This window comes from Synechocystis sp. FACHB-383, from assembly GCF_014698605.1.
Lineage (GTDB): Bacteria > Cyanobacteriota > Cyanobacteriia > Cyanobacteriales > Microcystaceae > Synechocystis > Synechocystis salina.
This window is the reverse complement of record NZ_JACJTJ010000023.1, coordinates 1-20,023: the sequence shown is the minus strand read 5'-3', so window position 1 is coordinate 20,023 and position 20,023 is coordinate 1. Positions and strand designations below refer to the sequence as shown.

The 20,023-nt window shown below is 48.6% G+C and carries 16 protein-coding genes; 11 read left to right on the top strand and 5 right to left on the bottom strand.

Annotated features, from left to right (window positions below):
• The first annotated feature begins 47 nt into the window (after positions 1-47).
• From H6G45_RS05150 to ychF, 6 genes are all read left to right on the top strand, one after another.
• Positions 48-302, top strand: a complete 255-nt coding sequence (locus tag H6G45_RS05150) for a YlxR family protein (RefSeq protein ID WP_190597250.1) — start codon at positions 48-50, stop codon at positions 300-302.
• 259 nt (positions 303-561) lie between these two features.
• Positions 562-3,579: a translation initiation factor IF-2 gene (infB, locus tag H6G45_RS05145; RefSeq protein ID WP_190597247.1), complete on the top strand. Its 3,018-nt coding sequence runs from the start codon at positions 562-564 to the stop codon at positions 3,577-3,579.
• Between the two features lies 1 nt (position 3,580).
• Positions 3,581-4,249, top strand: coding sequence for a glutathione S-transferase family protein (locus tag H6G45_RS05140; protein WP_190597245.1), 669 nt, complete (start codon positions 3,581-3,583; stop codon positions 4,247-4,249).
• A gap of 184 nt (positions 4,250-4,433) precedes the next feature.
• The gene (gene glgX / locus H6G45_RS05135) at positions 4,434-6,674 is read left to right on the top strand and encodes a glycogen debranching protein GlgX (RefSeq protein ID WP_190597243.1); all 2,241 of its coding nucleotides are present in this window, start codon (positions 4,434-4,436) and stop codon (positions 6,672-6,674) included.
• Positions 6,675-6,737: 63 nt separating this feature from the next.
• Positions 6,738-7,160, top strand: a complete 423-nt coding sequence (locus H6G45_RS05130; RefSeq protein WP_190597241.1) for a hypothetical protein — start codon at positions 6,738-6,740, stop codon at positions 7,158-7,160.
• A gap of 137 nt (positions 7,161-7,297) precedes the next feature.
• On the top strand, positions 7,298-8,389 hold the full coding sequence (gene ychF, locus H6G45_RS05125; protein ID WP_190597239.1) for a redox-regulated ATPase YchF: 1,092 nt from the start codon (positions 7,298-7,300) through the stop codon (positions 8,387-8,389).
• 140 nt (positions 8,390-8,529) lie between these two features.
• Here the strand turns inward: ychF and H6G45_RS05120 are convergent, their stop codons facing one another.
• The 3 genes from H6G45_RS05120 to H6G45_RS05110 form a co-directional block, all read right to left on the bottom strand.
• Positions 8,530-9,339, bottom strand: a complete 810-nt coding sequence (locus H6G45_RS05120; protein ID WP_190597237.1) for an A24 family peptidase — start codon at positions 9,337-9,339, stop codon at positions 8,530-8,532.
• A 206-nt stretch (positions 9,340-9,545) separates the two neighbouring features.
• Entirely contained in the window at positions 9,546-9,836 is a 291-nt protein-coding gene (locus tag H6G45_RS05115) for a PepSY domain-containing protein (RefSeq protein ID WP_228017094.1), read from the bottom strand.
• A gap of 56 nt (positions 9,837-9,892) precedes the next feature.
• Entirely contained in the window at positions 9,893-10,069 is a 177-nt protein-coding gene (locus tag H6G45_RS05110) for a hypothetical protein (RefSeq protein ID WP_190597235.1), read from the bottom strand.
• Positions 10,070-10,095: 26 nt separating this feature from the next.
• On the opposite strand from H6G45_RS05110, the gene H6G45_RS05105 reads away from it, so the two are divergent.
• The 3 genes from H6G45_RS05105 to H6G45_RS05095 all read left to right on the top strand — a co-directional run bounded on the left by H6G45_RS05105 (position 10,096) and on the right by H6G45_RS05095 (position 15,511).
• Positions 10,096-10,347 carry a hypothetical protein gene (locus H6G45_RS05105; protein ID WP_190597233.1) on the top strand — a complete coding sequence of 84 codons (252 nt, stop codon included), beginning with the start codon at positions 10,096-10,098 and terminating at the stop codon, positions 10,345-10,347.
• Complete coding sequence (locus tag H6G45_RS05100; protein WP_190597231.1) at positions 10,283-13,396, top strand: UPF0182 family protein; 3,114 nt, start codon at positions 10,283-10,285, stop codon at positions 13,394-13,396. The genes H6G45_RS05105 and H6G45_RS05100 overlap by 65 nt, the downstream gene beginning before the upstream one ends.
• Positions 13,397-13,618: 222 nt before the next feature.
• On the top strand, positions 13,619-15,511 hold the full coding sequence (locus H6G45_RS05095; protein WP_190597229.1) for a DnaJ domain-containing protein: 1,893 nt from the start codon (positions 13,619-13,621) through the stop codon (positions 15,509-15,511).
• Positions 15,512-15,527: 16 nt separating this feature from the next.
• Here the strand turns inward: H6G45_RS05095 and H6G45_RS05090 are convergent, their stop codons facing one another.
• Positions 15,528-16,229, bottom strand: coding sequence for an SGNH/GDSL hydrolase family protein (locus H6G45_RS05090; protein WP_190597227.1), 702 nt, complete (start codon positions 16,227-16,229; stop codon positions 15,528-15,530).
• A gap of 225 nt (positions 16,230-16,454) precedes the next feature.
• Between H6G45_RS05090 and tsaB the strand changes: the two genes are divergently transcribed.
• Positions 16,455-17,114, top strand: coding sequence for a tRNA (adenosine(37)-N6)-threonylcarbamoyltransferase complex dimerization subunit type 1 TsaB (gene tsaB / locus H6G45_RS05085; protein WP_190597225.1), 660 nt, complete (start codon positions 16,455-16,457; stop codon positions 17,112-17,114).
• Between the two features lie 38 nt (positions 17,115-17,152).
• Here the strand turns inward: tsaB and H6G45_RS05080 are convergent, their stop codons facing one another.
• Positions 17,153-17,908, bottom strand: coding sequence for a WecB/TagA/CpsF family glycosyltransferase (locus H6G45_RS05080; RefSeq protein ID WP_190597387.1), 756 nt, complete (start codon positions 17,906-17,908; stop codon positions 17,153-17,155).
• A gap of 72 nt (positions 17,909-17,980) precedes the next feature.
• On the opposite strand from H6G45_RS05080, the gene H6G45_RS05075 reads away from it, so the two are divergent.
• Positions 17,981-19,666, top strand: coding sequence for a metallophosphoesterase family protein (locus tag H6G45_RS05075; RefSeq protein ID WP_190597223.1), 1,686 nt, complete (start codon positions 17,981-17,983; stop codon positions 19,664-19,666).
• Positions 19,667-20,023: the final 357 nt, after the last annotated feature.

The following is a 20,023-nucleotide window of genomic DNA, read 5'->3' as shown; positions in this document are numbered from 1 at the left end:
CAGCTTTCTGCTAATTTGTCCTGACCATTTCTAGCCCACCGTTGACCATGGCCCCCGGATACCGTCGTTGCCTCAGTTGCCGCAAAGTAGGCGATCGCCGACAATTTTGGCGAATTGTCAGAGTCTATCCATCCCGAACTGTACAATTAGATCACGGTATGGGGCGATCGGCTTATTTATGTCCGACCCATGACTGTCTGCGTAAGGCTCGCCACAAAAATCTGTTGGGGCGGGCCCTCCGAGCCCCAGTCCCCAGCCATCTCTTTGAGCAACTAGAAGCTCGTCTTCTCGCCACTCCCTGAGGCCCTGTCATAAACCCTCTCCCTATCCACCACCATGGATGCCCCTTGCCGAAACTTACCCAGCGGCAGTTATCGTTAGTTAGCATTAGGAGTAAGACCATCTACCATCTCGGCTTCACCTTATCAACTCCGCAAAGCGTTCCCGGGGACGATTCCCCTGGAAAGAGTTAGTGCTCTGTCTGTGCACCCAGTCTTTGCACTCACCTAAACCAATTTGTCACTTATTAAATTTATGGATCATTAGTCAGGGGGACAGTGGATGAACAACGCCAAAGTCAGAATTTATGACCTATCAAAAGAATTAAATCTGGAGAATCGAGATATTTTAGACATCTGCGAACGGCTCAACGTGGCCGCCAAAAGTCACAGCAGTACCATTAGTGAATCCGATGCGGAGCGCATCAAAGCGGCGGCCGAAAAATTCACCCCCCAGCAACCAAAGAAGCCTAGAGTGGCCGCTAAGCCAGAGTCGAAAGAGGATAAGTCAGATCCCAAGCAACAAAAGATTTTAGCAATCCACCACAAACAGGAGAAATCCGGCGCTGCATCTCCGGCCCGCCCCACCCCTGCTCCCAGGCCAAAACTACAGGCACCGAAGGCCCCTACTCCACCCCAGCCCCCCGTGGCTAAAGCTCCAGCCCCGAAGGTGCAGAAACAGGAAGATACTCCTAATGAGACCCCGAAGAGTGCTCCCCCTCCCCTGACTCCTCCCCCTGTGCCCAGCCTACAAACGCCCCCCAGTAAGCCGGTTCTTCCCAGCTCCCCGGCGAAGAAAACTGCTGCGGCTCCCCGTTTAGCAGGGCCTCCCAGCCGCACTTCCAGTCCAGGCAAGCCCGCTGCTCCAGCCAAGCCCAAAGCTAACCGTCCGGAAATTGTCAGTCTTAAGGACAACCGCGGTCAGAGTCGCTCCGCCAATAACGATAAAGAGGAAAAACTAGCGGTCCCGGTTGGGGCCCCTAAGTCTAATAATGCTCCGGAGCCCCCCAAGCCCAAGGTAGAATTGCGCCGTCCCAAGCCCCCCCGGCCAGAAGAGGACGAAAATTTACCAGAATTGCTGGAATTTCCTCCCCTCAGTCGGGGCAAAGGAGGCGATGGAGATAACGATGGCGATGACAGTGATCTGCTCTCCACCGAAAAACCCAAGCCGAAGCTAAAACGTCCCACCCCTCCTCGCCTTGGTAAACCTGATCAATGGGAGGATGATGAAGACGAAAAAGCCAATAAAGCTAAGGCGGCCAACAAGGGCAAACGACGGCCCAAAATGGACGACGATGACGATGACCTGGATATAGATGGGGATAATGGTCCCAAACCCACCCTCGTTAGTCTTTCCATTGCCCGTCCTCCCAAACCAAAATCCTTGGTGGCTAAACCTAGCACCCCCACTGTGGCCAAGGTTAAAAAGCCGACCCTCAAGTCCGAGGCCGGCAGTGGTAGCAGCAGCAGTTCCCGTAACCGTGGCGATCGCCGCGACCGGAAGGAAGTGGTGCAAAAACCAGAAGTGATCATGTTGGACCGGAGCTTAACTGTCCGGGATCTGGCAGATCTGTTAAAAGTTTCCGAAACGGACATTATCAAACGGCTCTTCCTCAAAGGGGTAGCGGTACAAATTACCCAAACCCTGGACGAAGAAACCGCCCGCATGGTGGCCGAATCCTTTGAAGTGGCAGTGGAAACCCCCGAAAAAGTGGCCGCCGCTGCTAAAACCACAGAAATGCTCGACGAAGCGGATCTGGATAACCTGGTGCGTCGTCCCCCCGTGGTTACCATCATGGGTCACGTAGACCACGGTAAAACTACGCTGTTGGACTCCATTCGCAAAACCAAAGTAGCCCAAGGGGAAGCAGGGGGCATTACCCAGCACATTGGTGCTTACCACGTTGAAGTGGAACACAACGACAAAACCGAACAGATTGTCTTCCTCGATACTCCTGGCCACGAAGCCTTTACCGCCATGCGGGCCCGGGGAGCTAAGGTTACGGACATTGCCATTCTGGTGGTGGCCGCCGATGACGGTGTGCAACCCCAAACCAAAGAGGCCATTAGCCATGCCAAGGCCGCCGGCGTGCCCTTAATTGTGGCCATCAACAAAGTCGATAAGCCCGAAGCTAATCCCGATCGCATTAAACAGGAGTTATCCGAGCTTGGTCTCCTGGCCGAAGAATGGGGTGGAGACACCATCATGGTGCCCGTCAGTGCCCTCAACGGCGACAACCTAGATGGCTTGTTGGAAATGATTCTGCTGGTGTCGGAAGTAGAAGAATTGGTGGCTAACCCCCAACGTCAAGCCAAAGGCACGGTAATCGAAGCTCACCTAGACCGCACCAGGGGCCCTGTGGCTACCCTCTTGATCCAAAATGGTACTCTCCGGGTTGGGGATGCCATTGTGGTGGGGGCTGTGTACGGCAAAATCCGAGCCATGATCGACGACCGGGGCGACAAGGTGGAAGAAGCCAGTCCTTCCTTCGCTGTGGAAATCCTTGGTCTGGGGGATGTGCCCGCCGCCGGGGATGAGTTTGAAGTCTTCACCAATGAAAAGGATGCCCGTCTCCAGGCCGAAGCCCGGGCCATGGAAGACCGTCAAACCCGTCTGCAACAGGCCATGTCTTCCCGCAAGGTGACCCTCAGCAGTATTTCTGCCCAGGCCCAGGAAGGGGAACTCAAGGAACTGAATATTATCCTCAAAGCGGACGTACAAGGTTCGGTGGGGGCGATTTTGGGTTCCTTGGAACAATTACCCCAAGGGGAAGTACAGATCCGGGTTCTGTTAGCATCCCCTGGAGAGGTAACGGAAACCGATGTGGACCTAGCCGCCGCCAGTGGAGCAATTATCATTGGCTTCAACACCACCTTGGCCAGTGGGGCCCGTCAAGCGGCCGACCAGGAAGGGGTGGACATTCGGGAATACGACATTATCTATAAGCTTCTGGATGACATCCAAGGGGCCATGGAAGGTCTATTGGATCCCGAAGAAATTGAGTCCTCCCTGGGAACGGCAGAAGTGCGGGCGGTCTTCCCTGTGGGTCGGGGCAACATTGCCGGTTGTTACGTCCAGTCGGGCAAAATTATCCGGAACCGTAACCTACGGGTGCGTCGGGGTGACCAAGTGGTGTTTGAAGGCAACATTGATTCCCTCAAACGTATTAAGGAGGACGTGCGGGAAGTTAATGCCGGCTATGAATGCGGTATTGGCTGTAGCAAGTTCAACGATTGGAAAGAGGGAGACATCATCGAAGCCTATGAAATGACCATGAAGCGTCGCACATTGGCTACCTAGGATGTTGTTGTTCCAATTCAGCACTTCCCATTATTGCCGCAAAGCTAGGCTGGCCCTGGGTTATAAGGGCATGGTTTACCGAGTTGAAAATTTAACCCCCGGTGTCCATGCCCTGCAACTTAAACCCAAGACCGGTGCTACTACGGTGCCGGTGCTTTGTCCAGAACTCCCAGGGCAACCGGAATATATCAGTGATTCCAGCGAAATTTTCCGTTTTTTAGAGAAAATTTCCCCCGATCGCCGTTTGTTTCCTTTGGATGGAGAACAGAGATTGAGGGCAGCATGGTTAGAAGATTGGTTGGATGAAAGCATTGGTACGGCAACCCGGTTTGTTTATTACGACTACCGGGCTGGGGCGGGCAAGGCCATTGACCCGTCCTTTGCCAGTCAGATAGTCATTCAAATTGTCCGTCGCCAGTACAACATCAATAACACCACCGTTGCCCTGGCCAAAAAACGATTAGACTTAGCTTTCCAGGTGCTAGCTAGTTGGCAGGATCGGCCCTATCTTTGCGGTGATCAGTTGACCGTGGCAGATTTAACCGCCGCCGCTTTGCTTAGTCCCTTGGCACTGTTGCCTGCTTATCGAGAGTCCGTACCTTGGTTGTTTGAGCGCATCAAGGAAGTGCATTTAATTTGTGGGGAACCTTTGCCACCGGGGCTAGGGTGAGGAACGGTAAGAGCCCATTACCCCAGAAGTTTTAACTTCTCACTTTTTCCTGGCGGTTCTAGCCCAACTTCCTGCCCCTAGGGAAAGAACAGTTCCATCTGGCCATGGCGATCGGAATTGTTTCCCTTTTCCAAAGGTTTGCTAGCTTTAAAGGAAAGAGTCTGAACAATTTTTGGAATTGCCCGTGCCACAGTTGATACCTGTTCCCAACCTGTCCACCGATGTCCGCCTTGGCCAAACCTTTCCGTTGGGGGCAACGGTTTATGCCGATGGGGTCAATTTCTGCCTGTTTTCCAAGCATGCGGAAAAGGTGACGCTATTGTTGTTTGATCGCCCAAATGATCCGGCCCCGGCCCGCACCATTGAGCTCCATCGAGGGCAGAACCGGACTTTCTACTACTGGCACATTTTTGTGGCGGGTTTAAAGGCAGGACAGGTTTACGCTTACCGCATTGATGGCCCCCATGAGCCAGAAAAGGGCCACCGCTTCGATCCAGATAAAGTTTTGCTCGATCCCTACGCCAAGGCGATCGCCGGTAAGGATATTTACGACCGCAAAGCGGCCATGGTTCCCGGAGATAACTGTGCCCAGGCCCTACGCAGTGTGGTGGTGGACACCAGTGTCTACGACTGGGAGGATGACCATGCTCCCCGTACGCCCTACGCCGCCAGCATTATCTACGAACTCCACGTGGGGGGCTTTACCCGCAACCCCAATTCCGGGCTCAGTGAAAACAAACGGGGTACCTATGCCGGCTTAATTGAAAAAATTCCCTACCTCAAGGAACTGGGTATTACAGCGGTGGAATTATTGCCGGTGCATTATTTTGACCCTGAAGACGCCCAACCGGGGCTGACCAACTATTGGGGCTATAGCACCATTGGCTTTTTTGCTCCCCACCAGGGCTACAGTGCCGCCGATGATCCCCTGGAAGTGGTGGACGAATTTCGGGATATGGTCAAAGCCCTGCACAAAGCGGGCATAGAGGTAATTTTAGATGTGGTGTTTAACCATACGGCAGAGGGCAACGAAAATGGCCCGACCCTTTCCTTCCGGGGCATTGACAACAGGGTGTACTATATTCTTGATGAAGACAAGAGTTCCTACAGCAACTATAGTGGTTGCGGCAACAGCATCAAAGCCAATCACCCCATCGTCGGCGGCCTAATTCTTGATTCCCTCCGTTATTGGGTTTCAGAAATGCATGTGGATGGTTTCCGTTTCGACCTCGCTTCGGTACTGGTGCGAGATACCAAAGGAGTGCCCCTCCATGACAGTGCCATTGCCACCGCTAACGTTATCTGGGCGATCGAATCCGATCCCATTTTGGCTGGCACGAAATTAATTGCCGAAGCCTGGGATGCGGCCGGTCTGTACAGCGTGGGGAAATTTGTGGAATTGGCGGACTGGTTTGCGGAATGGAATGGCCCCTTTCGGGACGATGTACGCCGTTTTGTCAAAGGGGATAATGGCACTGTACCCCTCCTAGCTAGCCGCTTACTGGGTAGTCCTGACATTTACCATCGTCAAGATACGGACATTAACCGCAGTATTAATTTTGTCACCTGTCACGACGGTTTTACTATTTACGACTTGGTTTCCTACAACGAAAAACACAATGAAGCCAACGGAGAGAATAATCGCGACGGCGCCAATGACAACTTTAGTTGGAACTGCGGCGTGGAAGGGGAAACCGATGATCCTGAAATTAACCAACTGCGACTGCGACAGATTAAAAATTTTCTTACCATTCTTTTTTTCTCCCAGGGCACACCAATGTTATTGATGGGAGACCCAGTGGGGCGCACCCAAAAGGGTAACAATAACGGCTATTGCCAAGATAACAAACTCAGTTGGTTCGACTGGAGCGGGGAAGAAACCCACAGCGATGAAACCCACTTTTTGCGGGGAATTATTGCCCTGACCCAAAAGTTATCCCTCTTCCTTGAGGAAAGTTTATTGCCGGTGCTACATTTTGACCTGCCCCGCTTGCCCGATGAAAATGACGGCTCCGAGGGGGATAGCCAGGAGGGGGAGGAGCCGATTTATAAACCCCTCCCGCCAGTGGATGAAGTGACTCTGCGGGAAATATACCTCAAGGCTACCAAGGATTTACCAGGGCCCTGCGTGGTCTGGCAGGGGGCAAAACTGGCCCAGCCCGATTGGTCCTACACTTCCCACACCTTGGCCGCCACGCTATTTTATCCAGAAGCAAAGGAAATTTTGCATCTAATTTTTAATGCCTATTGGGAACCCCTCAGTTTTGAGTTGCCCCCTTTAAATGATGGTATGGTGTGGCACCGACTGGTGGATACCTATCTGCCCACCCCGGCGGATTTCCAAGAGCCAGAAATTGCTCCTCCTATCAAGGGCGATCAATATTGGGTCCAACCCCGCTCATCGGTGGTATTAATGGCAAAATAGTGCCTCAATGGAGGTGTTGCTTGAATTTTTGCCCAATTTCACTTTTGTCAGCTTACTAAAATAATGAAACTGATTAAGCAGATTTTGGCCTTTCTTTTGCTCTCTTTGGGATTGCCTTTAGGGCTGTACTGTGTGGTGGAAATATTTGATTCCACCAAGTCCCAGGAGGACCGGGATGGGGCCGCGGCGGCCCTAATGATTTTTGCTTTACCGATGAGTGCCCTGGGAGGTGGGCTACTCTGGAGTGCAGTCCATGATGGCAGAGAGCAACGACAAAAAATAACCCTGGAAGCCTCGGAGAACCTCAGAAAAATTTTCTTTCAAGTTCTAGAAGAAAATGACAACACTATTACCGTGCTGGAATTTTGCAAGGCCGCAGAAATTGAAGGTAAGGAAGCCAAGGAATATTTAGACCAAAAGGCGATCGAATTTAATGCCACGTTTGAAGCCAGTGAGTCCGGCGGTATTATCTATAAATTCCCGTGAATTTGCATCAAGTTCACTAAAATCACAAGCGGTTTAATACTGTGGGAGACTGCCAATGTGATGTAGTGCCCACCTGATTTTGGTACGATGGGAGACTGTTTTGCCCCCCATAATCATCCTCAAAATAGTTAGACATTATGCTTAGAGCTGGAATTGTTGGTCTGCCCAATGTGGGAAAATCTACCCTCTTTAACGCCCTGGTGGCCAATGCCAAGGCGGAAGCGGCCAACTTCCCCTTCTGCACCATCGAACCCAATGTGGGGGTGGTATCTGTGCCGGACGATCGCCTGGGCAAATTGGCAGAGATTTCCCAATCAATCAAGGTAGTTCCCACACGGATGGAATTTGTTGATATTGCCGGTTTGGTGGCAGGGGCCAGCAAGGGAGAGGGATTGGGGAACCAGTTCTTAGCCAATATCCGGGAAGTGGATGCCATTGTCCATGTGGTGCGCTGTTTTGATGATGATGACATTATCCATGTGGCGGGTTCGGTGGATCCGGTGCGGGATGTGGAGGTGATTGATCTAGAGTTGGTGCTGGCGGATTTAGCCCAGGTGGAAAAACGATTAGAACGCAGTCGCAAGCAAGCCCGGGGCAATAAGGACCTATTGGAAGAAGTGGCCATCTTGGAAAAATTAGTCACCGCCCTCAACGAAGGCATCCCGGCGCGGCGGGTGGGGCTAACGGCGGAAGAACAGGAATTAATTAAATCCCTGGGTTTACTGACCCTCAAACCAATTATTTATGCCACCAACGTCACCGAGGATGATTTGGCCAGCGGCAATGATTGGGTGGAACAGGTAAAGGCGATCGCCGCCAAGGATGAAGCAAAAGTGGTAGTGATTTCGGCCCAAGTGGAATCGGAGCTGATTGAATTGCCGGAGGAAGAACGACAGGATTTTTTGGCTAGCTTGGGGGTGACGGAAGGGGGATTAAAATCCTTAATTAGAGCTACCTATGAACTGCTGGGGCTACGCACCTACCTGACCACGGGACCCCAGGAAACCAGGGCTTGGACCATCATCAGTGGCATGAAAGCTCCCCAGGCGGCCGGGGTAATTCACACCGATTTTGAGCGGGGCTTTATCCGGGCAGAAACCGTGGCCTATGAAGATTTAATTAGCTGTGGCAGTATGCAAGGAGCCAAAGAAAAGGGTTTGGTACGCAGTGAAGGCAAAGAATATGTGGTGCAGGAAGGAGATGTTTTGCTCTTCCGCTTCAACGTTTAAGTTTCGATCCCCACTCGGAATTATCACTCTTCCATCTTCCCTTTTCTGATAGAAGAGCGGTAAACCCACTTTTGCAAAGGTTTTACTGTTTCATTCAAGTACTGTAACCGCTGTAAGAAGCAATAACGACACCCAAAAGTTCAAAATTGCGGGGTCACAAAATTTAAGTAGCTAGCAATCAATTTTTCACCCCAAAAGAGACTGACGAGGGCACCGATCGCCAAAAAGGGGCCGAAGGGAAAACCCTGTCGCCGTTGCAATGTGCCCAGCAATAGCTTTAAACCGCCATAGATGGAACCAAATAAACAGGCAATGAATGTGGTCAAGAGCAATGATGGCCAGCCCAACCAAGCTCCCACCATAGCCGCTAATTTGGGATCGCCGTCCCCCATGCCTTCCCTGCCGAGCAACAGACTCCCCCCCATGCGGATCAAATCAAACAGCCATAGCCCCAATACCGCCGAGGCGATCGCCTCCACCAAGGGAATAATCCAATTGCCGCTCTGCCAACCCAGCAGTAAATGAAATAATAGCCCCAGCACCAGTCCTGGTTTGGTCAGACTATTGGGCAGGGTCATGGTGTCCCAGTCGATTAAAGTTAGGGCAATTAAAAAACTAATTAATGTCCAGTAGCCGAGGATTTGCCACTGCCAACCAAAACGCCAACAGGTCAGGGCAAATAATAAACCCGTAACAGCCTCCACCAGGGGATAGCGGGGGGAAATAGAGACTTGGCACCAACGGCATTTACCCCGTAGCCAAAGCCAACCCACCACTGGCACATTTTCTTTTGGCCCGAGTGGGTGGCCACAGTGGGGACAACGGGAAGGGGGATGCACCAGGGATAAACCCTCTGGTAAGCGATAGGCCACCACGTTGAGAAAACTACCCACAGCAGAGCCCAGGGCAATGGCAAGCAGGAAGGCAAGGGGAGCAATCAGGGGATCCATGCTGGTTTCGGCTAAGGAAAGTCAAAAATTTAAGGTGGTGTTTGCCAAGCCTCCTTACCCCCTATTTGACGGGAAAAACTTAAAGTCCCCCGACATTAAGGCATTAGAAAATTTAAGGAGCAGAATTGGACTTGACGAACAGGTTCTAAAACAAATGTAGTCCGTTTTGTTTTTGAAAAGCCCAATTTTTTCCTGATTGACTAGGGTTAGTCATCCAATTCCTTCTTGATAACTCGATAATTGGTATCTAGATAAATTTCATATTCCCGCCCGTCGGCACAAACCGCATCGTCAATTTCAAACCTTTTTTTGTCGATTTCGTACTCAGCATCATCAAAGGAATTACAGCCCATGGCATTAAGTACTTGGACGATTCTCTGTCTTTCCTGGGCCGTCACATCCCGGTCATCGGCCCTGGCGATCGCCGCTGTGAGGGTCATTTCCATCAGCACCACGCCGGCTAGAAAATAGCTAATTTGTTTGATGGCATTCATCATGGTTAGTCTCTCCAAGGGAAGTTTAAGCAACACATTAGTTTTTCCAACCTAGACCGTCATGGTTGGTTTACCAAGCCGGGGGTTAACAGCTTGGCGATCGCCCACTCTCTGGGGCCAATCGGCCAGTTAACGGAGGCCATCCACCAAAGGATTAAGATGGGAAACAAATACCTGCCATGGGTATCAATTGGGGGCCCCGGTCCCACCGCTAAGCAGAAATCAGTCGCCGACATGATTATCTGGATTGGATGCAAATTGTATGAAAACTTTACTACTAACCTGGCTAGACCGTATTTTGATTGCCGATGTATTCCTGGTGCTGCTGGGCTTTTTCTGGTTTGCCATCGCTGTGGTAGGGGAATCCACCGGTATTCCCTTGGGCTATCAAATTTGGCAAAAACTCTGGCTACCCCTGTTCAATCCCGCCATTAGTATTTTGATTTTGGGTGCCATCAGTAGTTGGGGGATCAAAAAACTTTCCCAGTGGTTCACCGCTAAACAAGGGAGTTAGGGCCATGAAAGGGTGGGTCAAGGTGGCGATTGTTCTAGCCATCGCTTGGGTTGGTTTGGAAGTCATTGCTCGCATCTATGTGGAAAATCTCTGGTTCCGAGAGTTAAACTTCCAGTCCGTCTTTTGGAAGCGGGTGCGCTGGCAGGGGAGCATTGCATTGGTTGCAGGCTTTATTTCCTGGGCCTTTGTCGTTTTCCAGGTCAAAATCGCTAACCGTCTGGCCCACGAGGAAGCCCAACTGAAAAGCCTTGCCCTTGCCCAAGCTGCCTCTGCACCAGTGCCTGTGGCGATCGGCTCCCGTTACTTGCCCATGCCCGAGCCGCCGGTGGGACCAAAAGCCCATTCCCGTTCTCTACAATTACCCGTTCTACTGCCCCTGATTATTGCCCTACAGCTAATTCTGGTGGCCCTAGTGATGTATTACGTTTTCATCACGATTCAAGTGTGGACCCCAGACTATACTCTGCCCAATATCACCCCGGCGGTGCCCCAACCCTTTCGACTTCATTTGTTGTTTACCAATTTCGGCAATGGGCCTGCCCAATTAGGAGCAACGGCTTTGGCCGGAATTTTAGCCCTCATTGGTGTATTACGGGGTCCCAGGCTATTACCAGGCTTAGTTTTTATTTTGAGTGGGGTTTGGGGACTGTTGCTGTCGGGCAACTGGTTTCGATTGTTGCTTTCTTTTAACAGTCAGTCCTTCAATGCCATTGACCCCCAATTTCAGCGCAATATTAGCTTTTATATTTTCCAAATTCCCCTCTGGCAGTTGCTAGAGAGTTGGTGGCGGGGACTATTTCTCTTCAGTTTGTTGGCGGTAACTCTAATTATTCTTAAATCCGGTAATAGTTTATCGGAAGGACGATTTCCTGGCTTTTCCTCAGCTCAGTTGAGACATCTAAGTGCCTTGGCCGCCGCTCTGGCCGCCACCCTAGCCGTGGAGCATTGGTTAAAACGTTACGATTATTTGTTTGCTAACCATGGCGTTGTCTATGGAGCCAATTACACTGATGTTCATTGGCGTTTACCCGTAGAAACTGGGCTAGTAGTTTTCAGCGTGGCGATCGCCCTTTGGTCGGGATGGTTGAGCCTTAAAGGTTGGCCCCTAGGGAAAGGAAACAGTGTTCCCCAGCGACGGGGACAGTTACCCCTCATTGGCCTCTGGTTGCCGATGTCTATTTATCTTTTAATTCTGCTACTGCAAAACCTGGGCGGTTGGGCGATCGAACTGTTGGTGGTGCAACCCAATCAACTCACCAGGGAAAGGCCCTATCTTGCCCGCAACATCGCCGCCACCAGGGAAGCTTTTAACCTACAAATTATTCAGCCCGCCACCCTCAGTGGTCGTGGCCAACTCACCCCGGCTAGTCTAGAAAAAAACCGACTCACCCTGGACAATATCCGCCTTTGGGACCCCATCACCCTGCTGAAAACCAATCGGCAACTACAACAAATTCGGCTTTACTATAAATTCGTTGATGCTGACCTAGACCGCTACACCATCCGGGTGCAAAAAGACGACACCCAAACCATCAGCACAGCCAAACAACAGGTTCTCATTGCCCCCAGGGAATTGGACTACACCGCTGTGCCAGAAAAGGCCCAAACCTGGGTAAACAAACATTTGGTCTATACCCACGGCTACGGTTTCACCCTTTCCCCCGTTAATCTAGTGGACCAAGGGGGTTTGCCCTATTACTTTGTCAAAGATATTGGTACTGACGAAAACGAAGGCGCTCTGCGCACCTCCAGTGAACTGATCCGCACCAGTATTCCCATCGGCAAGCCCCGCATTTATTTTGGTGAGATTACTGATAACTACATCATGACCAACACCGCCATTCCTGAACTAGATTTTCCCAGTGGCGAGGAAAACGTTTACAACTTTTATGACGGTCGGGGTGGCATTTTTTTGAATTCTCCCATCAGAAAATTATTATTTGCCGTTTATTTGCGGGACTGGCAAATGCTGTTCACGGAGAACTTTAAGCCTGATACCAGAATTTTATTTCGTCGTAATATTAACCATCGCATCCGCCACATTGCTCCCTTTTTACGCTTTGACCGTGATCCTTACTTAGTAACAGCCAAAGTAAAAGGAGAAGAACATTCCACCCTTTATTGGTTGATTGATGCCTACACCACCAGCAACTACTATCCCTATTCCGATCCGGGGGAAGGAGATGCTAACCAACCGGGGCGCAACTTTAACTACATTCGTAATTCGGTCAAAATTTTGGTAGATGCCTACAACGGCGATGTGCGGCTTTTTACCATTGATAAACAAGATCCGTTAATTAATGCCTGGCAAAAAATATTTCCCGAATTATTCTTACCTTTTAGCTCCATGCCCGCCACTTTAAAAAGTCATATTCGTTATCCGGTGGATATGTTCAGTACCCAATCGGAGCGGTTATTGACCTACCACATGGAGGATATTGACGTATTTTACAATCGGGAAGACCAATGGCGCATTCCCCAGGAAACCTATGCCGATGAGCAACAACCCATTGCGCCCTATTATTTAATTATGAAATTGGCAGGGATTGATGCCAAAGAAGAAGAGTTTGTTCTTTCCCAGGTTTACACTCCCAACGCCCGTAATAACCTGATTGCCTTGCTCTTTGCCCGTTGTGATGAACAAAATTATGGCAAATTGTTGCTCTATACTCTACCCAAGGAAAGACTAGTCTATGGGCCAGAACAAATTGAAGCATTGGTTAATCAAGATCCGGTAATTTCGGAACGGATTAGTTTGTGGAATCGCCGAGGTTCTCGGGCTATTCAGGGTAATTTGCTGGTAATTCCCATTGAAGAATCCTTACTGTATGTGGAACCAATTTATCTGGAAGCAGAGAAAAATAGTTTGCCCACTCTCGCTCGGGTGGTGGTAGTTTATGGTAATCAAATTGTTATGGCAGAGAGTTTAAATGAAGCCATAGATGCCATTTTTGACCCTAATCCAACTGGAAGAAACGCAATTGTTCGCCCCCTGGATGACGCTGTTAATGACCTTAATAGCGGAGGTATTAATGAAGAATCTAACTAAGGGGTAAGTTTACAAAATTCAAACCAGCTTAAACCAATAGCTCCATGCCACTGAAGCTACGGTTTGACAGAAGAGACTGCGGCCAAAATTTATAACTCATCAAGGGGCGCAAGGAGAAGTCTAACAATCTAACTCCGAAAACTTAATTTTTCAAAAAGTTTCTGAAATCACTCCCTTACCCAAGGACACAGATTAAACTGACATAATTTGAGGCAAGTGTGTATGCCAATTAATCTCACTGGAGAATCGAATTTTGTAATTCTAGGGGCTACTGGAGGACAAATATTTGCCAGTCAGGTGGGTAATATTGGCTTAGTCGGTAGTTTTGGAGCCATGGCCGTAGGGACTCCGGTAATTGTGGTGAGTGGTGCTTTGGCCGGAGCGGCGATCGCCTCAATATTAGAAGGCATTGAAAGTGGTGATGTTAAGGTTCTCGGAATAACTACCATGGGATCGGTGCTGGGCGCTGGTTTTGGAGCTAGCCTAGGCAATGTTGGAGTTGCCATGGGAGGAACAGCTTTTGGCATTGGCATGGGAACTATGGCTGTGACTGGGGGAATTTTTGCCCTGGGGGCATATCAATTAATCAAAATGTTTGTTAAAGATAGCCCAAAGGAATCCTACGGACAGATTTTTTATCGTATGGAAGAACAAATTTCATATGAGGAATTTTACGTCCAGGCCCTATTAGAATTAGACCCAATCCTGCAAGAATTAACTTGGTATGGAAAATTCAATGATTTAGAACTCAATCATGAATTGGAACAGTTAAGAATAAATCTTGGTTTGTCAAATAATCCTGATCATCAGATCGATCAGCAATGGCAAACTGTTGACAGCCAACAAGAATTACTGCAATTGAAATTTGAGCTAGAAGAAATTTCACAAAAAAAAGATACTGAAGAAAATATTTTTTATCACTATGGCTTGCCCGGAATTAATACAAATAATAAAGCAATTATTACGGTTAACTTATCCAGAGAAAATTGGCAGTCCATTGAATTAAGACACATTGAAAATTTTCCTGTTTATTCTTTGGCAATCAGTGATGACAGTCGCTTTTTATTTAGTGGTCATAGTGATGGTTGTGTACGCCAATGGGATTTACAAACTAGACAGCATTATCAAACTCACATTAGTGCCGGGTCAAAAATTTCAGCACTGGCCATAGCTGATCGATGTCCCAGTATCTTCGGTGTTCATTCTGATTGTCAGATCCTTGGCTGGAATTTAAAATCCCAGAATATTTTATTAGGCTTTTGGGCATTGGACTCCAATCGTAGTCATAGGGATAAAATTAACTGCTTGACTTCTAGTCCCGATGGCGATGTTTTAGCCAGTGGCAGTAATGATGGGCTAGTTCGGCTTTGGATTCCCGCCACCAGAAAATGGAAAAAAACTTTTAACAGTCACCAGGGAGCAGTTAAGGCCATTACTTTTGGTGCAGACAATCAACAGCTTTTTGTCGGGTATGAAAATGGCTCTATTTTGATTTGGGAAATTAATAATGGTCAATATCATTCTGTCCTAGGCAACCATGACCAAGATGTGGTTGATTTAATTGTTATAGAAGAAGGTAAATTTTTAGTTAGCGCTAGCAGGGCAGGGGAGATAAAAATTTGGAACTTGGCAGAAAAAGCTTGTTGGCAATCTTTTCAGACTAAGCAAACCAATTTGTTGGGCATGAGCATTAATCCAGTTAGTAAAATAATTGCCACGGCCACAAATGAAGAAGTAAAACTATGGCAATGGCAAACTTGGCAATGTTTAGAGACTTTACCGGGCTGTTTTCCGTTACAATTTAGTCCCAATGGCGAGGTTTTAGTTACTTCTAGTCATTCCGGATTCCTGAAAGTTTGGCAGTTGCATTCGGTGGATCAAACATTATCGGATAATCAAAAATTCAGTTTCACCTTAAATTGGTGGGAAGTTCTAGGCGTTTCACCCCACGATGACCCGAAAATAGTCAAAGCGGCCTATTACAGACTGGCAAAGCAGTACCATCCCGACCAAAACTATGACGGGCGGGAGTATAAGAACTCACCTATTGCCATGCAAAAAATCAACTGGGCCTACGAACAATTTTGTCGCACTAATCCAAAGAAACAACTTTAGTAAAATAAACCGACAACTAGGGTTGAGATACCTTACTGGTTAGTTCCTTGAGGGGTTGCCAGTGGTGAATGTCATCTAACAGGGCTTTGTAACCCGCTACGTTTGGGTGGAGTCCGTCGGCCATGAGATGGTCATTAATCCATTCTTGGCCCCGTTGTTGCCAGATTTCAAAAATATCTAGGTAGGGAATTTGGCGATCGCCACAGGCTTGTTGGGTGATGGTTTTGAAACGGCGTTGATCAGAGTGGTTGAAATAAAAACAGTCGAGGAAAGGCATTCGAGCTTCGTTGACCGGCACCATACCAATAAAAAGCACCGGACAGAGTTGATGGGCACTGTCCAACAGTTGCTCCACCTGTTTTTGAAAGAGAATTTCATCGGTGAAACAACGTCCATCGGGCCGACCCAACCGTGGGGAGTCGTTCACTCCCACAGAGAGAATGAGCAGGTCAGGGACTTTATTGCGGATTTCTCCCCGTAAACGAAATTCTTGCTCCAATCTTTCACTGACTTGGGCTACCCGATCGCCACGGATACCGAGGTTATAAAGTACGGGGCCATTTTCTTCCATCCAAAATCTCCGTAGCCGTTCTGCCCAACCGCCACCGATGGGATCTCCGTAACCATAAACAAGGCTGTCTCCCATGGCCAAGACTTTCAGGGGATGGTCAAAACGGGGAGTCTGGGTAAGGGTCGACGCAGGGGAAATCGTTTGCATGGGATGATGTCCTAGGGTCGGGCGGATAAAGTCAAAACCAATGGGATGGATTGTAACGAGATCTTAACTGAGATTTTACAGGTTGACGTAAGCATTTATACACGTTTGCTCCCCGGCGATCGCCACACTGGGGCAGAAAATCAGATAACAGCTATGCATTTGCCCCCATCCTATCCCCGATAAACTAAAGGTTGCAGTAAGCAACGATACTTAAATCTATTGGTAATGACCGTACCTCCTCCCCTTTCCCTGACCGATCACAATTTAGGTCTGGCCCTCCACACCGCCACCGGCCAACTAGGTTTAGCTTTACAACGGGGAAAAAATCCGGTAGCCCAGCAAACTTGGTCATTGGATCGGGAATTACTCAATCAATTACACAATTGTTTAGGGGATTTTTTGCCGAGCCAGCAATGGCCAGAATTGGACTATCTGGCCGTAGCCCAAGGCCCCGGTAGCTTTACCAGCGTCCGCATTGGTATGGTCACTGCCCGCACCCTAGCCCAGCAATTACAAATTCCCCTATTTGCCATTTCTACCCTGGCTTGTTTTGCTCAATCTTTGATTAAAACCTGTGACGATGGCGAGTTATTGGCTGTCACCATGCCCGCAACCAGGGGTTATCTTTACGGGGCAGTCTATCAAGTTATCGGGGAAAAACTAGTTACCCTAAGCGACGATCGCCTTTGGTTACCCGACGATTGGCAACAATTCATGGCCGATAAACAGGTGGAACGGATCTATGGCACTCCGCCCCAGCTTGGCATCACCGCCCCCCAACTGCTTACCCTTGCTTGGCAACATTGGCTCCTTGGCGATCGACCTCATTGGTCAGCGGCCCAACCTTTTTATGGCATGAGTCCCACTGACCCTGTGGCGAATTAATCTGTTTTTGGTTGTTAAAACATTAGGAGAAAAATAGTTTATAAAGTTTTTTTCTTTGTCAACCATTGCCAAGTAAATAGAACAATAAAAGCGGGGTTATTGATTAAATATCTGCGCCACAATCGTCTCGGTTCCATGAGTAAACGATAGAACCATTCCAATCCCAGGACCATTAACCAGCGGGGAGCTTGGGACACCAAACCACTGTGGAAATTAAAAGCAGCTCCCACCCCCACCATGACTAGGTCTAGTTTTTGGTAGTGTTCAGCCATCCAGATTTCCTGCTTGGGACAGCCTAGACCAACAAAGAGAATATGGGCTCCCGACTGTTTAATTTTTGCTAGGGCCATTTCTTCCTCCTGCGGTTCCAGGGGACGAAAAGGAGGAGAATCAGCACCAACGATATTAAGTGTGGGAAAACGTTTAATTAGATTAATTTTGAGTTGAGTTAAACAAGCTTCGGTACCGCCGTAGAGGTAAATACCAAGGTTTTCCGCCGCGGCCTGCTGACAAATTGTTAACATCAAATCCGGGCCATAAACCCTAGTGGCCTGTGGGTAACCGAGCAATTTTAATCCCCACACCAATGGCATACCATCGGGGGTGACTAACACAGCTTGATTAATAATTTCTTGATAACTTTTATTGCCATAGGCGCTCATTACCACATGGACATTGGCCGCCACCACATAACTGGCGATCGCCGCTTTAGCTAAATTAATGATGGTAGTTGTGGCTTGTCCATAGTCTGTGCAGTCAATTCTAGTGCTGATAATGGTGCGGGAAATGGTCACAGCAAAAGCCAAGGTGGATATCTGAGTGGTTTAATTTTGCCATTGTCGGAACCATAAAACCGAGGCCGGGGGATGATTATTACTAGTTTGTTATTGATGCATTTGCTGGTTATGTTGAGTGATCCTTTTTTACAACTTCCCACCCCCGATAGCGTTGAAGTCGTTTGGTTCACCGAATTTGCCGGGGACAACCATTGGGTGCAGTGGGGCAAGGATCTGGAGCATCGCGCCGAGGCTTCTACTCGACAGTTGACTCGCACTAGGGAAGATGAGTGGTCCTACACCTTCAAAACCTATGACAAGCTTTCCCCCCGGGCTATTTGGCGACACCAAGCCGTAATTGCTGGTTTAAAGCCCGGAGAGCATTTACCCTATCAAGTTTTTAGTGCCGATCGCCAACACATACACCAGAGCGATATTTTTTCCCTGCAACCCAGTCCCCCTGCGGATCAGCCCTTAAAAATTTTGCTCACCTCCGACCATCAGTTAATGCCCATGGTGGTGACCAATATCCAACAGGCGATCGCCGTTTATGGTGGATTTGATGCAGTGTTCCACGCCGGAGATATGGTCAATGTGCCGGATCGGGCTTCGGAATGGTTTGATGACCGCCGGGGCAGATCTTTTTTCCCAGTTCTCCAGGGCCGGGCTTCAGTAACTTTGGGGGGCAAAATCTATCAGGGAGCACCGGTGTTGCAATCCACTCCCCTCTTTCCCTGCATTGGTAACCATGAAGTAATGGGCCGCTATTCCCCCGGCAAGGCGTTGCATTTACAGTTTAAGGACGCTCGGCCCCAGGCGATCGCCGAAGAAGAATACTTTGAGCGGCAGGATTTTGCTGAACAGGAATATGATCCAGACCAAGACACCCAATGGATTGAAGACAATTCCTTTAATTTCCGCACCTATGGGGAAATTTTTTCCCTTCCCCCCAGCCCAGCGCCGCAAAAACAATACTATGCTGTCACCTTTGGTCATATTCGTCTGATTTCCTTAATGGTCACCAATGTTTGGCGCTCTCCACAAGAGAATGCCAGTACCCCGGGGCGCTACCAGGAAAGCAGTCAACAGTTGGATGAACCAGAAAATTGGGGCCATGGTCAGCATATTTTTGAGCCCATTACCCCTGGTAGTAGGCAGTACGAATGGCTACAGCAGGAATTGGCTGGGGAAGCTTTTCAGCAAGCTCAGTACAAAATTGTCATGTTCCACCATCCTCCCCACAGTTTGGGGGGTAATGTTACTCCACCCTACACTGACCCCCAAGCCTACGAAGAATATGCCCCCGATGGCACCATGGTGCACCGCCGTTACCATTATCCCAAAGGAGAAGATCAGATTATTAAACACTTAATTCCCCTGCTGGAAAGTGCTGGAGTTCAACTGATTTTTTATGGACATTCCCATCTTTGGAATCGTTTTGTCAGTCCTGGGGGGATGCACTTTTTGGAAACTTCTAATGTTGGCAATAGTTATGGCGCTCATTTAGCTGATAATCCCCGTTCCCTGCCAGATTTTATTGATCCCAGCAATGATTTCCCCGTCGGTAATCCCAATGGTTTGTCGCCAATTATTCCCACCATTGCCCCTTTGCTTGATTCCCAAGGAAAACCATTACCATACATTGCTAGTAATAAAATCACTGTCTTTAGTGTACTGGAAACTGGTGACAATAACGCAGTGATCAAAAGCTATTATTTTGACAGCAATGAAGATAATAACAATGTGGTTTTATTTGACCAATTTCAACTAAAATAAATCCAACACATCCTGTTTAATTTTCTTACATTACAATCAATTTCACTGAAATCTTGGTGTATTTAAAAGGAGCTTTTAAACATGGGGAAGACAAGTTCTGGGACCAATGTAGAATTTCTTGATCCATTGGTTGTATTGGGCCATTAGCTTGAAGTAGTGGTTCGCTTGCATATTGTCTAGCTCCTTTACTGAAAAAGTATATTTGTCTCTAGATAATGCACCGACCAATCGCCAACTGACAGTAATTATAGCTGATTTATTTAATTTTGAGACGTTTTGTCGGAGTTGTATGGTAACATATTGGAAGAATAACACAAGAATCCATAAATAAATCAGTCATGACTTACGATCTTGATT